The organism is Streptomyces sp. HUAS MG91 (assembly GCF_040529335.1).
Classification (GTDB): Bacteria; Actinomycetota; Actinomycetes; order Streptomycetales; family Streptomycetaceae; genus Streptomyces; species Streptomyces tabacisoli.
Window position 1 is genome coordinate 1,610,215 of the sequence record NZ_CP159534.1, and the last position, 12,538, is coordinate 1,622,752.

Annotated in this window: 11 protein-coding genes and 1 pseudogene; 2 read left to right on the forward strand and 10 right to left on the reverse strand. The window is 70.6% G+C overall.

Features of this window, described 5'->3' with window-relative positions; all coding sequences use genetic code 11:
* Positions 1-7: 7 nt before the first annotated feature.
* Positions 8-1,267 carry an MFS transporter gene (locus ABII15_RS07520; protein WP_353941487.1) on the reverse strand — a complete coding sequence of 420 codons (1,260 nt, stop codon included), beginning with the start codon at positions 1,265-1,267 and terminating at the stop codon, positions 8-10.
* Between the two features lie 160 nt (positions 1,268-1,427).
* Here ABII15_RS07520 and ABII15_RS07525 point away from each other — a divergent pair, with 160 nt between their 5' ends.
* Positions 1,428-2,480 (forward strand): LacI family DNA-binding transcriptional regulator, encoded by a 1,053-nt coding sequence (locus ABII15_RS07525; protein ID WP_353941488.1) that lies wholly within the window; start codon positions 1,428-1,430, stop codon positions 2,478-2,480.
* A 57-nt stretch (positions 2,481-2,537) separates the two neighbouring features.
* On the opposite strand, the gene prcA is transcribed toward ABII15_RS07525, so the two are convergent.
* The 6 genes and pseudogenes from prcA to arc all read right to left on the reverse strand — a co-directional run bounded on the left by prcA (position 2,538) and on the right by arc (position 8,320).
* Positions 2,538-3,302 carry a proteasome subunit alpha gene (prcA, locus tag ABII15_RS07530; protein ID WP_353941489.1) on the reverse strand — a complete coding sequence of 255 codons (765 nt, stop codon included), beginning with the start codon at positions 3,300-3,302 and terminating at the stop codon, positions 2,538-2,540.
* Positions 3,303-3,360: 58 nt separating this feature from the next.
* Positions 3,361-4,206, reverse strand: a complete 846-nt coding sequence (gene prcB / locus ABII15_RS07535) for a proteasome subunit beta (RefSeq protein WP_353941490.1) — start codon at positions 4,204-4,206, stop codon at positions 3,361-3,363.
* Positions 4,158-4,337: pseudogene (locus ABII15_RS07540) on the reverse strand (endonuclease domain-containing protein); the annotation flags it as partial. The pseudogene ABII15_RS07540 and the gene prcB, both read right to left, overlap by 49 nt.
* Positions 4,338-4,415: 78 nt before the next feature.
* A complete protein-coding gene (locus tag ABII15_RS07545) occupies positions 4,416-4,634 on the reverse strand; it encodes a ubiquitin-like protein Pup (RefSeq protein ID WP_353941491.1) in 219 nt (72 codons plus the stop codon).
* 140 nt (positions 4,635-4,774) lie between these two features.
* Positions 4,775-6,286 (reverse strand): depupylase/deamidase Dop, encoded by a 1,512-nt coding sequence (dop, locus tag ABII15_RS07550; protein ID WP_351445848.1) that lies wholly within the window; start codon positions 6,284-6,286, stop codon positions 4,775-4,777.
* Between the two features lie 267 nt (positions 6,287-6,553).
* Positions 6,554-8,320, reverse strand: a complete 1,767-nt coding sequence (gene arc / locus ABII15_RS07555; RefSeq protein ID WP_353941492.1) for a proteasome ATPase — start codon at positions 8,318-8,320, stop codon at positions 6,554-6,556.
* 275 nt (positions 8,321-8,595) lie between these two features.
* Here arc and ABII15_RS07560 point away from each other — a divergent pair, with 275 nt between their 5' ends.
* Complete coding sequence (locus ABII15_RS07560) at positions 8,596-8,910, forward strand: ferredoxin (protein WP_353941493.1); 315 nt, start codon at positions 8,596-8,598, stop codon at positions 8,908-8,910.
* A gap of 81 nt (positions 8,911-8,991) precedes the next feature.
* Here ABII15_RS07560 and ABII15_RS07565 read toward each other — a convergent pair whose 3' ends face one another.
* The 3 genes from ABII15_RS07565 to ABII15_RS07575 all read right to left on the reverse strand — a co-directional run bounded on the left by ABII15_RS07565 (position 8,992) and on the right by ABII15_RS07575 (position 12,387).
* Complete coding sequence (locus ABII15_RS07565; RefSeq protein WP_353941494.1) at positions 8,992-9,576, reverse strand: hypothetical protein; 585 nt, start codon at positions 9,574-9,576, stop codon at positions 8,992-8,994.
* A 223-nt stretch (positions 9,577-9,799) separates the two neighbouring features.
* Positions 9,800-10,705 carry a tRNA (adenine-N1)-methyltransferase gene (locus tag ABII15_RS07570; RefSeq protein WP_111665810.1) on the reverse strand — a complete coding sequence of 302 codons (906 nt, stop codon included), beginning with the start codon at positions 10,703-10,705 and terminating at the stop codon, positions 9,800-9,802.
* A 41-nt stretch (positions 10,706-10,746) separates the two neighbouring features.
* Positions 10,747-12,387, reverse strand: a complete 1,641-nt coding sequence (locus ABII15_RS07575; RefSeq protein WP_353941495.1) for a site-2 protease family protein — start codon at positions 12,385-12,387, stop codon at positions 10,747-10,749.
* Positions 12,388-12,538 lie beyond the last annotated feature (151 nt).

The following is a 12,538-nucleotide window of genomic DNA, read 5'->3' on the forward strand; positions in this document are numbered from 1 at the left end:
CTGAACATTACGCCCGATCCCGCGTGCTGAAACGGGGTTCGACAGCACGGTTTGGATCATTTTCCGATGAGACCGCGACACGCCCGGGCATGCGCGGTGCCGCGAGGACCCTGCCCGTGGCCAGCAGAACGAGCAGCGCCGCGGCCCCCGTCGCCGCCGGCACGGCGAAGCCCCAGCGGGTGCCGCCCCACTCGACGACCGGCCCCGCGACGGCCGTTCCCACGCTGGCCCCGACCGTGAACGTCGTCACGAGCCAGGAGAACGCCTCCGTCACCGTCCCGCGCGGGGCGTGCCGGTCCACGACGATGAACGCGCAGGCGATGCACGGCGCGAGGAAGACGCCCGCCACCGCGCTCAGGCCCACCATCGCCACGGGTCCGGGCATCAGCACCAGCGGCACGTAGAACAGGGCGAGCAGGGCCACCAGCCACCGCAGCCGCGCTTCCGGGGCGCCGCTCCACTGCCGAGCGCCGTACACCGTGCCGCCGACGAGCGCGCCGAGCCCGAGCGCCGCCATCATCCAGCCGTACGTGGCGTCCCCGCCGTTGCCGTCCGCGTAGCTGACACCGGCGACGGTGATCGACCCGAGCGCGAGCCCGACGAACAGGAACGCGGCGAGCAGCACCACCAGGCCCGGCGAGCGCAGCGCGCCCAGCCAGTGCGCCTCGCGCGGCGCCGAGCGCCAGGCGCGGGAGGGCCGGGACACGACGACCGACAGGGCACCCAGCACCCCGATCACGTTCAGGACGACGAGCGCCGCCTGCGCCGACCACAGCGACACGCAGACCGTCACGAGCAACGGGCCGACGGTGAACATCACTTCCTGGGCAATCGCGTCCATCGCGTACGCCGTGTGCACCTGCTCCTCGCGGGGCAGCACGCTCGGCCACAGCGCCCGCAGTCCGCCCTCCAGCGGCGGGGTGAACAGCCCGGCCGCGGCCACGGCCGCGTACGCGAGCGGCAGCGAACCGGTCCCGGCGAACGCGAACACGCTCATGGCCAGGCCGGACAGCACCGCCGCCGGCAGCTGCACCTTCGGCTGGCCGCGCAGGTCCACGAGGCGGCCGAGCAGCGGCTGCCCGATCGCGTTCGCCACCCCGTACACCGCCGCGAGGGCGCCCGCCAGGCTGTACGTGCCGCCCTCGTCCCGGACGAACAGCACGATGGCGATCGCCGCCGTGGCGTTGGGCAGCCTGCCCACCAACGTCCCCGTGAGCAGCCGCATCGCGTGCCGCGCCCTGAGGATCTCCGCATACCCCGCGGCCATCGCCCCACCCTGTCCTCGCCGACCGTCCCGAGGCGGGCCGGTCACCCTGTAGTAATACGTATAACGTCGCGCCGTTATACGTACCACGTACGCTGCGACAAGGGCCACCCGATAACGTCGACGACCCCGGGACCACGGCACGACACGCACGGAGGCACCAGTGACCAGCGGCACCGACACGACGGCGGCCGGAGCGGGCGGCACCCGCCCCACCAGCCGGGACGTGGCGCGGGCGGCCGGCGTCTCGCAGGCCGCCGTCTCCCTCGTCATGGGCGGCAAATGGCGCGGCCGGGTCGCCGAGACCACCGCCGAGCGCGTCCGGGCCGCCGCGGACCGGCTCGGCTACCGGCCCAACCTCGCGGCCCGCAACCTCCGCCTCGGCCGCACCCGCACCGCGCTCCTCGTCGTGCCCGCACTCACCAACGAGTTCTTCGCGGGCGTCTACACCGGCGCCGCCCGCGTCGCGGCCCGGCACGACTTCGGCGTGGTCCTCTACCCCTCCCCCGACGGCATCGGCCCGGCCCGCGACCCCTTCCCCAGCGCCCGCGCCGCCCTCGACGGCATCCTCGCCTCCTCCATGGCCGCCGGCGCCGTCACCGCCCTGCGCGGCGACGACCTCCCGCTCGTCATGCTCGACAGCGACCCGGCCGGCGCCCCCGGCGCCACCACCGTCAACCTCGACCTCGCCGACGGCATGCGCCGGATCACCGACCATCTGCTCGGCCACGGCCACCGGCGCTTCCTGCACCTCGCCTCGGCCGTCGACTCCTGGACCTTCGACGTCCGCGCCGCCGAACTGGCCGCCCGCACCGCCCGGGTGCCCGGCACGACCGTCCGCACGGTCCGCTCCGACCTCACCGTCGAGGCCGCCGTCACGGCGATGCGCCACGCCCTGCACGACGCGGACCCCGTCCGCCGCCCCACCGCCGTGGTCTGCGACGACGACAAACTCGCCGCCGGCGCCTACAAGGCCGCCCGCCGCGCGGGCCTGCGCGTTCCCGACGACCTCTCCGTCACCGGCTTCGACGACCTGTCACTGGCGACGGCGATCGAACCCGAACTCACCACCGTGCGGCTGCCCGCGGAGGCGTTCGGCGAGCGGGGCATGACGGCGCTCCTCGCCGTGCTCGACGGCCGCACGCCCGAGACCACACCGCTCCCCGTCGAGCTGATCGTGCGCGGCTCGACCGGCCCCGCGCCGGCCGACGCCTGACACACAGGTGCCCCGGCCGGTTCGGCAACCGGCCGGGGCACACATGTTCGCTACGTCCTAGTCGTCGGACGAGCTCTCGTCCGAGACGGCGTCCGACTCCGCCTCCGTGGTGGCGGCGGCGCCCTCGGCGGTGAGCAGCCTGGACAGCTGCCGCCCCGCGATCCGCTTGAACTTCCGCTGCTGCGGCCGGGTGCGGTCGAGGACCGCCACCTCCAGGCGCTCCGCGGGGATCTCCCGCTCGCTCCCGTTGGTGTCCCGCGACAGTCCCTGCACGGCCAGCTTCAGCGCCTCGGACAGCGTCATGCCGTCCTGGTGCCGCTGGTCGAGGAAGGTGCTGATCTGCTCCGCGTTTCCCCCGACCGCGACCGAGCCGTGCTCGTCGACGATCGAGCCGTCGTGCGGGAGCCGGTAGATCTGGTCGCCCTCGGGGGTCTCCCCCACCTCGGCGACGACCAGCTCCACCTCGTACGGCTTCTCGCCCGCGCTGGAGAAGATGGTGCCCAGCGTCTGCGCGTACACGTTCGCCAGGCCGCGTGCGGTCACGTCGTCCCGGTCGTACGTGTAGCCGCGCAGGTCCGCGTAGCGCACACCGCCGATCCGCAGGTTCTCGTACTCGTTGTACTTGCCGGCGGCCGCGAAGCCGATCCGGTCGTAGATCTCGCTGAACTTGTGCAGCGCACGGGACGGGTTCTCGCCGACGAACACGATGCCGTCGGCGTACTGCAGCACGACCAGGCTGCGACCGCGGGCGATGCCCTTGCGCGCGTACTCCGCGCGGTCGGCCATCGCCTGCTGGGGTGAGACATAGAACGGCGTCGACACCGGCTATCCGTCCCTTTCTGTCAGTGACTCAGTGAGTAGGCAGCAAAGAGGGGGCGGCTCACAGCAGGGCGGCGCGCGGACCGTCCGGCTGCTCGAGGCGCCGCTCCAGGATCGACCGGGCGATCTCCGCCGACTCGTCGTCGGTGAGACGGCGGAATCCGTCGTCCGTGATCACCGTGACGATCGGGAAGATCCGCCGCGCCACGTCGGGGCCGCCCGTCGCCGAGTCGTCGTCCGCCGCGTCGTACAGCGCCTGCACGACCAGCGTCGTCGCCTGCTCCTCCGTCAGGTTCTCGCGGTAGAGCTTCTTCATCGCTCCCCGCGCGAACACCGAACCGGAACCGGTCGCGGCGAATCCGTGCTCCTCACTCCGGCCGCCGGTGACGTCGTACGAGAAGATGCGGCCCTTCTCGCGGTCCACGTCGTACCCGGCGAACAGCGGCACGACGGCGAGCCCCTGCATGGCCATCCCCAGGTTCGACCGGATCATGGTCGACAGCCTGTTGGCCTTGCCCTCCAGCGACAGCTGGGCGCCCTCGACCTTCTCGAAGTGCTCCAGCTCCAGCTGGAAGAGCTTGACCATCTCGACGGCGAGACCGGCGGTGCCGGCGATGCCGACGGCCGAGTACTCGTCGGCCGGGAAGACCTTCTCGATGTCGCGCTGCGCGATGACATTGCCCATCGTCGCCCGCCGGTCACCGGCGAGCACCACGCCGCCGGGGAAGGTGACGGAGACGATGGTCGTGCCGTGCGGGGCCTCGATGACACCCTGCGTCGGCGGCAACTGCCGGTTCCCCGGCAGCATTTCGGGCTGATGCTCGGACAGGAAGTCCATGAAGGACGACGACCCAGGCGTCAGGAAGGCAGCTGGTAGACGCCCGGTGCTACGGGGGTTGGCTTCCACACGTTTCCTTCCAAGTAAGCGGCGAGCCTCCGTGCAGCGTCGGGAGCGTCTCCCAACTTGCCGATGGCCGAATTGCAGTTGAAGCACATTACGCCACGGACCCTACCCGCCTCGGGGCAGTGATCCACATGGTCTTTCCGCGGGCGCAGGACGCACCAGAGTCCTGCCGCCCGTCACAGCCATCAGAAGACGTCGTTCACATGCGTGGACTACTGTCCACCCTTCTGAACGAACGAACGCACGAAGTCCTCGGCGTTCTCCTCCAGGACGTCGTCGATCTCGTCCAGAACCGAGTCGACGTCGTCGCTCAGCTTCTCCTGGCGCTCCTTGAGATCCTCGGAGCCCTGCGCGTCAGTCGCCTGCTCCTCGACCTCCTCGGTGGAACGCGTCGCCTTCTGCTGCCCGCCGCCGGTGTCCTTGGTCGCCATCTCAGCTCACCCCGCTCGGTTCGAGATACAGGTCGTTCGTGATCAGAACCCTACTTGTCGGCTCTGACATCGGCCCCGCACTTCGTCCAATGCGGGGCCCACCTCTGTGATTCCCCTTCGCCCGGGTTTTCAGCCGCGGATCAGCCGCCGGACAGGACCCGGACCAGATCCTCGGCCGTCCGGCACCGGTCGAGCAGCTCCTTCACGTGATTACGCGTCCCGCGAAGGGGTTCGAGGGTTGGGACGCGCTGGAGCGAGTCCCGGCCCGGCAGGTCGAAGATGACCGAGTCCCAGGAGGCCGCCGCGACGTCGTCCGCGTACTGCTCCAGGCAGCGGCCGCGGAAGTACGCCCGGGTGTCCTCCGGCGGCTGCGTACGGGCCCGCTCGACCTCCGCCTCGTCCAGGAGCCGCTTCATCTTGCCCCGGGCCGCCAGACGGTTGTACAGGCCCTTCTCGGCGCGTACGTCGGCGTACTGGAGGTCGAGGAGGTGCAGCTTGGCCGCGTCCCAGTCGAGGCCGTCCCGGCGCCGGTAGCCCTCCATCAGCTCCCGCTTGGTGACCCAGTCCAGCTCGCCGGACAGGCTCATCGGATCGGTCTCCAGGCGGCCGAGGACGTCCTCCCAGCGGGACAGGACGTCCTTGGTCTGGTCGTCGGCGTCGGCGCCGAAGCGCTCCTCGACGTACTTCCTGGCCAGCTCGTAGTACTCCATCTGGAGCTGGACCGCGGTGAGGGTGCGGCCGCTGCGCAGGGTGATCAGGTGCTGGAGGGTCGGGTCGTGGGAGACCTGGTGGAGGGTGCGGACGGGCTGGTCGACCGCCAGGTCCACGGCGATGAACCCGTCCTCGATCATGGACAGGACCAGGGCCGTGGTGCCGAGCTTGAGGTAGGTCGAGATCTCGGAGAGGTTCGCGTCGCCGATGATCACGTGCAGGCGCCGGTACTTCTCGGCGTCCGAGTGGGGCTCGTCGCGCGTGTTGATGATGGGCCGCTTGAGCGTGGTCTCCAGACCGACCTCGACCTCGAAGTAGTCGGAGCGCTGGCTGATCTGGAACCCGTGCTCGTGGCCGTCCTGACCGATGCCGACGCGGCCGGCGCCGGTGACGACCTGGCGGGAGACGAAGAAGGGCGTCAGGTGGCGCACGATGTCCGAGAAGGGGGTCTCCCGCTTCATCAGGTAGTTCTCGTGCGTCCCGTAGGAGGCGCCCTTGTTGTCGGTGTTGTTCTTGTAGAGGTGGATGGGCTGGGCCCCGGGCAGCTGGGCGGCCCGCTCCGCGGCCTCGGCCATGATGCGCTCGCCGGCCTTGTCCCACAGGACGGCGTCCCGCGGATTGGTGATCTCCGGGGAGCTGTACTCGGGGTGCGCGTGGTCGACGTAGAGGCGCGCGCCGTTGGTCAGGATGACATTGGCCAGGCCGATGTCCTCGTCGGTGAGCTGGCTGGAGTCGGCGGCCTCCCGCGCGAGGTCGAAGCCTCGGGCGTCGCGCAGCGGGTTCTCCTCCTCGAAGTCCCAGCGGGCCCGGCGGGCCCGGTGCATCGCCGCGGCGTAGGCGTTGACGATCTGGGACGAGGTGAGCATGGCATTGGCGTTGGGGTGGCCGGGCACGGAGATGCCGTACTCGGTCTCGATGCCCATTACTCGCCGTACGGTCATGCGGCCCTCCTTGCCCGGCGGCGCCCTCGGTCGGGGGCGGCGCTCAAGTACCGCTGGTTCTCCGGTGCGTGTGCGGTGCCCGTCCCCGCACGGCGCGACTCGGCGGCAGAGAAGAGCCTAGAACGCCTTTGCGCTGGTGGGGAGATCATTTGCGTCATTGCTTTGCTCCGACGTCGGGCGGGCGGTCGCGTGGTGGTGCCCGATAGTTGCCTGGAAAAACAGTGGGCTGCGGGTACCCGGTCCGGGCACCCGCAGCCAACCTGCTTTTTACAGGTACTGACCGGTGTTCGCCACCGTGTCGATGGAGCGTCCGGTGTCCGCGCCCTGCTTTCCGGTGACGAGCGTGCGGATGTAAACGATCCGCTCGCCCTTCTTTCCGGAGATCCGGGCCCAGTCGTCGGGGTTGGTGGTGTTGGGCAGGTCCTCGTTCTCCTTGAACTCGTCGATGCAAGCCTGGAGGAGGTGGGAGACCCTGAGGCCCTTCTGATTCTGGTCGAGGAATTGCTTGATGGCCATCTTCTTGGCGCGGCCCACGATGTTCTCGATCATCGCGCCCGAGTTGAAGTCCTTGAAGTACAGGACTTCCTTGTCGCCATTGGCGTACGTGACCTCGAGGAAGCGGTTCTCCTCGGATTCCGCGTACATGTGCTCCACGGCCGTCTGGATCATGGCGTGGACCGTGGCGGCCTTGTCGCTGCCGTGCTCGCCGAGGTCCTCGGTGTGCAGCGGCAGGCGGTCGGTGAGGTACTTGCCGAAGATGTCCTTGGCCGCTTCGGCGTCCGGGCGCTCGATCTTGATCTTCACGTCGAGGCGGCCGGGGCGCAGGATGGCGGGGTCGATCATGTCCTCGCGGTTGGAGGCGCCGATCACCACGACGTTCTGCAGGCCCTCCACGCCGTCGATCTCGGCGAGCAGCTGCGGGACGATGGTGTTCTCCACGTCCGAGCTGACACCGGAGCCACGGGTGCGGAAGAGGGATTCCATCTCGTCGAAGAAGACGATGACGGGGGTGCCCTCGCTGGCCTTCTCACGGGCGCGCTGGAAGACGAGCCGGATCTGCCGCTCGGTCTCACCGACGTACTTGTTGAGCAGCTCGGGACCCTTGATGTTCAGGAAGAAGCTCTTGCCCTGGCCCTGTCCGGTCACCTCGGCGACCTTCTTGGCGAGGGAATTGGCGACCGCCTTCGCGATGAGGGTCTTGCCGCATCCGGGGGGCCCGTAGAGCAGGACGCCCTTGGGCGGCCGCAGCTCGTGCTCCCGGTAGAGGTCCGGGTAGAGGTAGGGCAGCTCGACCGCGTCGCGGATCAGTTCGATCTGGTTGCCCAGGCCGCCGATCTGGTCGTAGCCGATGTCCGGGACCTCTTCGAGGACCAGCTCCTCCACTTCGCTCTTCGGTACGACCTCGTAGACATAGCCGGATCGGGGTTCGAGAAGAAGGGCGTCGCCGGGGCGGATGGTGACGTCCAGCAGAGGCTCGGCGAGCCTCACCACCCGCTCCTCGTCGGTGTGCCCGGTGACGAGGGCGCGCTCGCCGTCCTCAAGGATCTCCTTGAGGGTGACGATGTCGCCCACGCTCTCGTACTCCATGGCCTCGACCACGTTGAGCGCTTCGTTGAGCATTACTTCCTGGCCGCGCCGAAGCTCGTCGAGATCGACGCTCGGGCTCACGTTCACCCGGAGTTTGCGGCCGCCGGTGAAGATGTCGGCGGTGCCGTCCTCATTCGCCGTGAGGAAGACTCCGAAGCCGGCCGGCGGCTGTGCGAGCCGGTCGACTTCCTCCTTGAGGGCCACGATCTGGTCGCGGGCCTCGCGGAGCGTATTGGCGAGCCGTTCGTTCTGGGCGGACACGCCGGCCAGGTTGGTCTGCAACTCGACGATCCGCTCTTCGAGAATCCTCGTATGACGCGGAGAGTCGGCGAGCTTGCGCCGCAGGACGGCGATTTCCTGCTCGAGATAGGCAATCTGTCCGGCAGGGTCGTCGGACCCTCGTCCCGGGCGGATGCCGCGGTTGATGTCGTCGTCGTGGGCTGCCACGGTCCTCACCTCCTCCAAGGGGAGCTGGACGCTTCCAGACCCTACCTGGGCGGGTGTCGATTGAAACCCCTAGATCACAAAGACGGTCGAGGTGTGTCCGATCTTCACCCTTGCGCTCTCCCTCACGCCAGTGGAATACCCACCCAACAACATCGGAAAGCGAGCGGTTGTAGGGTCGAAGTGTTCAACACCCGTCAGGGCTGGCCCGACTTGCTTCTGTGAAGTCGGTTTCCGGACAGTGCGGCAGAGCGGGACACAGGAAGTGGCAGGAGATCATGACCGTGCAGCAAGAGGCCGGATCCGGCACCGACACCAGTGAGGCGCTGGAGGTCTGGATCGACCAGGATCTGTGCACCGGCGACGGGATCTGTGCCCAGTACGCGCCCGAGGTCTTCGAGTTGGACATCGACGGGCTCGCCTATGTGAAGGACGCCGACGACGAGTTGCTCCAGCAGCCGGGGGCCTCGACGCCGGTGCCGCTGCCGCTCCTCACGGACGTGGTGGCCTCCGCGAAGGAGTGCCCGGGCGACTGTATCCATGTACGACGCGTTTCGGACAGTGTCGAGGTCTACGGGCCGGACGCGGAGTGAGCGCGGGGTGGCCGGAGGGCCGCCGGTAGCTGTCGAGAGGGCCCCGCACACCGGGTGTGCGGGGCCCTTTCGCGCGCGGGGTCAGGCGCTCTGCGCGGCCGCGGGGGTGGAGCGGACGAACGTCCCGTTCCGCCACTGCCACTTGGCCTTCTCGTGGACGTCGGGGCGGTAGCGGGGCACGTCGGGCGACGAGTAGCCGTCGAGGGCCGCCGTGACGGCTCCGTCGCGCACCGCGAGGTCGGTGACCGTGAAGGAGTCCTTCGGGTCGACGAGGGTGGCGACGACGCGGGGCTTGCCGTCGGCGGCGCGGGTCAGCACGTACACGCCGTTCGGCGGGGTGCCGGAGCCGGCGTCGCAGCGGACGACCGCGACCGTCTCGGGTCTGCCGTCGCCGTCGAGGTCGCCGGTGGCCTTCTTCTGGACGAGGACCTTGACGGGCCCGCAGTCCAGCGGGAAGTCGGCCTTCGCCGCGTCGGGCGGAGCGACGGCCGCGCCGTGCGCGGCGGGTGACGCGGTGTCCGCCTGGGCCGCGGTGGCGGAGCCGGGCTGCAGGAAGCCCGAGAGTGCCACGACGCCGGCGAGGGCCGCCGCGGTGGCGAGCCAGTGGATGGGACGGGTGGTGGTGTGCGCCAGTTCCGGAATCGTCTGCCGGGGGGGCTGCTGCACTAGGAGCGTCTCCTGTGAGGGCTGTGCCGGTGGGAATGGCCAGCATCGTGCCATACGTCACACTGGAGGGGAACGGCGGGGTCGCCTGTTTTCCCTGGTGCGCTCCGGGCTCAGTGCTGCCGGAGGGTCAACGTACGAACGCCGCCACCGAGTTCCCGTACGGGACGGGGAACTCGGTGGCGGCGTCGGTGCGTTGTGCGGTGGTACGGGTGTCGGGCCCGGCTCAGCGGCCGCGGGCGCCACCGTCCGCGTTCGGACCCTCGTAGTCCTCGCCGTAGGCGCCCTTGGCGGGGCGGCGGCGGCGCATGGGCGGCTCGACGCCGTCCGCGAGGCGGCGGGCGGTGAGCAGGAAGCCGGTGTGGCCGATCATCCGGTGGTCGGGGCGGACGGCGAGGCCCTCCACGTGCCAGTTGCGGATCATCGACTCCCAGGAGGTCGGCTCGTTGAAGCAGCCGATCTCGCGGATGGACTCCACGGTGCGGGCCAGCTGGGTGGTGGTCGCCACGTAGCAGCAGAGGATGCCGCCGGGGACGAGCGCCTTCTTGACGACGTCCAGGCACTCCCAGGGGGCGAGCATGTCGAGGATGACGCGGTCGACGTCGCCGTCGGACAGGTTGTCCTGGAGGTCGCCGACGGTGAGCTGCCAGGCGGGGTGCGGGCCGCCGAAGTAGCGCTCGACGTTCCCCTTGGCGATCTCGGCGAAGTCCTCGCGGCGCTCGTACGAGTGCAGCATGCCCTCGTCGCCGATGGCGCGCAGCAGGAAGCTGCTCAGCGAGCCGGAGCCCACCCCCGCCTCGACGACGCGCGCGCCGGGGAAGATGTCGGCGAAGGCCAGGATCTGCCCCGCGTCCTTGGGGTAGACCACGGCGGCGCCGCGGGGCATGGACAGGACATAGTCGGGGAGCAGGGGGCGCAGCGCCAGATAGGCGACGTTTCCGGTGGTGCGGACAACGCTGCCCTCGGGTGCGCCGATCAGCTCGTCGTGCGGGAAGGAACCCTTGTGGGTGTGGAAGTTCTTTCCCTCTTCGAGCGTGAACGTGTAGTGGCGGCCCTTGGGGTCGGTCAGCTGAACCTGGTCCCCGACCTTGAAGGGCCCGCGTCGGCGGGCGGCACCGGTCGGTTCGGACATGTGACCAGAATACCGGGCGCCGGGCGGGACGCCGACCACTGTCAGTTGGGGCGGGCCATCGCCTTCACGAAGGCGCGTTCGACGTCGGCCGCGGAGAGGACGCCGTAGATCGCGCCGTTCTCCTCGACCACCAGGTACTCGGTCGCCGGGGTCGCGCGGAGGGTGTCGAGGAGTTCTTCTCCGGCGAGCTCCGCCGAGACGCGCATGCCGTCGGTGAGGTCGTGGGCGAGGCCGCTGACCGGGACCCAGGGGCGGCGGTGCTCGGGGACGCCGACGATGGCGGCCTCGCGGACGATCGAGCGGGGTTCGCCGTCGGGGTCGACGACGACCAGGGCGCGCGCCCCCGCCTCGTTCGCCCGGCGCAGGGCCTCGGAGAGCGGGGTGGTGTGCTCGACGGGCACCGCGCGCCGGGTCAGGCTGCGGGCGCGCAGCTCGGGCAGGTGTTCGCGCAGCCGGGCCATGCGCAGGCTGTTGCCGGCGCCGGTCCAGATGATCGCGGCGAGGATGGCGGCCAGCAGCGCGTCGGTGACGGTGTCCATGCTGCTCGTGTCCTGGGTGTTCGAGCCCAGGGCGTCGGTCTGGGTGAGCAGCGGCAGGCCGATGAGGACCGCGATGGCGAGGGCGCGGCCGACCCAGGCGGCGGCGATCGTGCCGCTCATGGGCTTGCCGGTGATCTTCCAGACGACGGCGCGCAGCATCCGGCCGCCGTCCAGGGGCAGGCCGGGCAGCAGGTTGAACGCGGCGACGATGAGGTTCGAGATCATCAGCCCGGCGAGCAGCACGCCCGGCACCGTGCCCGGCTCGACGGCCTTCATGGCCAGGTAGAAGACGCCGGCGAGGACCAGGGAGAGGAGCGGGCCGACGAAGGCGAGGACGAACTCGCGGCCCGGGGTCTCCGACTCCTTCTCGATCTCCGACACCCCGCCGAAGAACTGCAGCCGGATCCGGCGGACCGGGAGCTTGAAGCGCAGGGCCGCGACGGTGTGGGCCAGTTCGTGGACGAGCACGGAGGCGTAGAAGGCGACGGCGAAGAAGAGGGCGACCAGGTAGCGGGCGGCGCCGAGGTCCGGCAGCACGCGGTCGAGCTGGCCGCCGAACACCCAGGTGATGAGTGCGGCGACGAGGAACCAGCTGGGCGCCACATAGACCGGCACGCCGAAGGGGCGGCCCATCAGCAGGCCGCCGCGCGGCTCGGGCGGTTTGGCGGGCCCCTTGCGCCGCCCGGAGGTGGCGGCGGCGCGCTCGGGGTGCCGGTCGTAGGGGCTGCCGGTGCCCGGGTGGGCGCCGGTCGTCGCGTGGGCCTCGGGTGCCGGCTGCTCACCGGGCGCGGGCGCCTCGGCGGTCTCCGGCTGCTCGGCGGGCCCGGGCCGCGCACCGGTGGCGGACGGCTCGGCCGGCGCTTCGTCCGGGGCCGACGCGCCCTGCGAGGGCGACGGACCGCCGGAAGCCGCCGGGCCGACCGGGACCGTCGAGGGCCGGGAAGCCGGCTCCTTCGGGTCGGGCTCGTCGGGTGCGGAGCCCGGTGCCGGTGGGGCGGTGTCCTGGTGGGGTGTGTCGTCCGGGGCGGAGCCCGGGCGCTCGGCCATGGCGTCGGCCCGGTCCGTCGCGGGACGCGCCCCGGTGTGCTCCGCGGGCGGCGTCGCCTCGCCGGTGCCGGACTGCGGCTGCCCGCTCTCGTCCACGGTGATCCCTCGGTCCCCTCGTTCGAGCGTCTCCCGCCGCCGGGCGGGACGTTCTGGCGTCGATGGTATGCGGACGGGGTCCGTCGGCCCCCGCCGACTCCCCCGGCCCACGCTACGCAAGACGCGGTGGAACGCGCGGGTGCCTGACTGT

Excerpts from the sequence above, each read along its gene's own strand:
- ABII15_RS07545 (WP_353941491.1), bottom strand. The coding sequence starts at position 4,634 with ATGGCGACCAAGGACACCGGCGGCGGGCAGCAGAAGGCGACGCGTTCC.
- ABII15_RS07560 (WP_353941493.1), top strand. The coding sequence starts at position 8,596 with ATGACCGTGCAGCAAGAGGCCGGATCCGGCACCGACACCAGTGAGGCG.
- dop (WP_351445848.1), bottom strand. The coding sequence starts at position 6,286 with ATGACCGTACGGCGAGTAATGGGCATCGAGACCGAGTACGGCATCTCC.
- ABII15_RS07520 (WP_353941487.1), bottom strand. The coding sequence starts at position 1,267 with ATGGCCGCGGGGTATGCGGAGATCCTCAGGGCGCGGCACGCGATGCGG.
- ABII15_RS07570 (WP_111665810.1), bottom strand. The coding sequence starts at position 10,705 with ATGTCCGAACCGACCGGTGCCGCCCGCCGACGCGGGCCCTTCAAGGTC.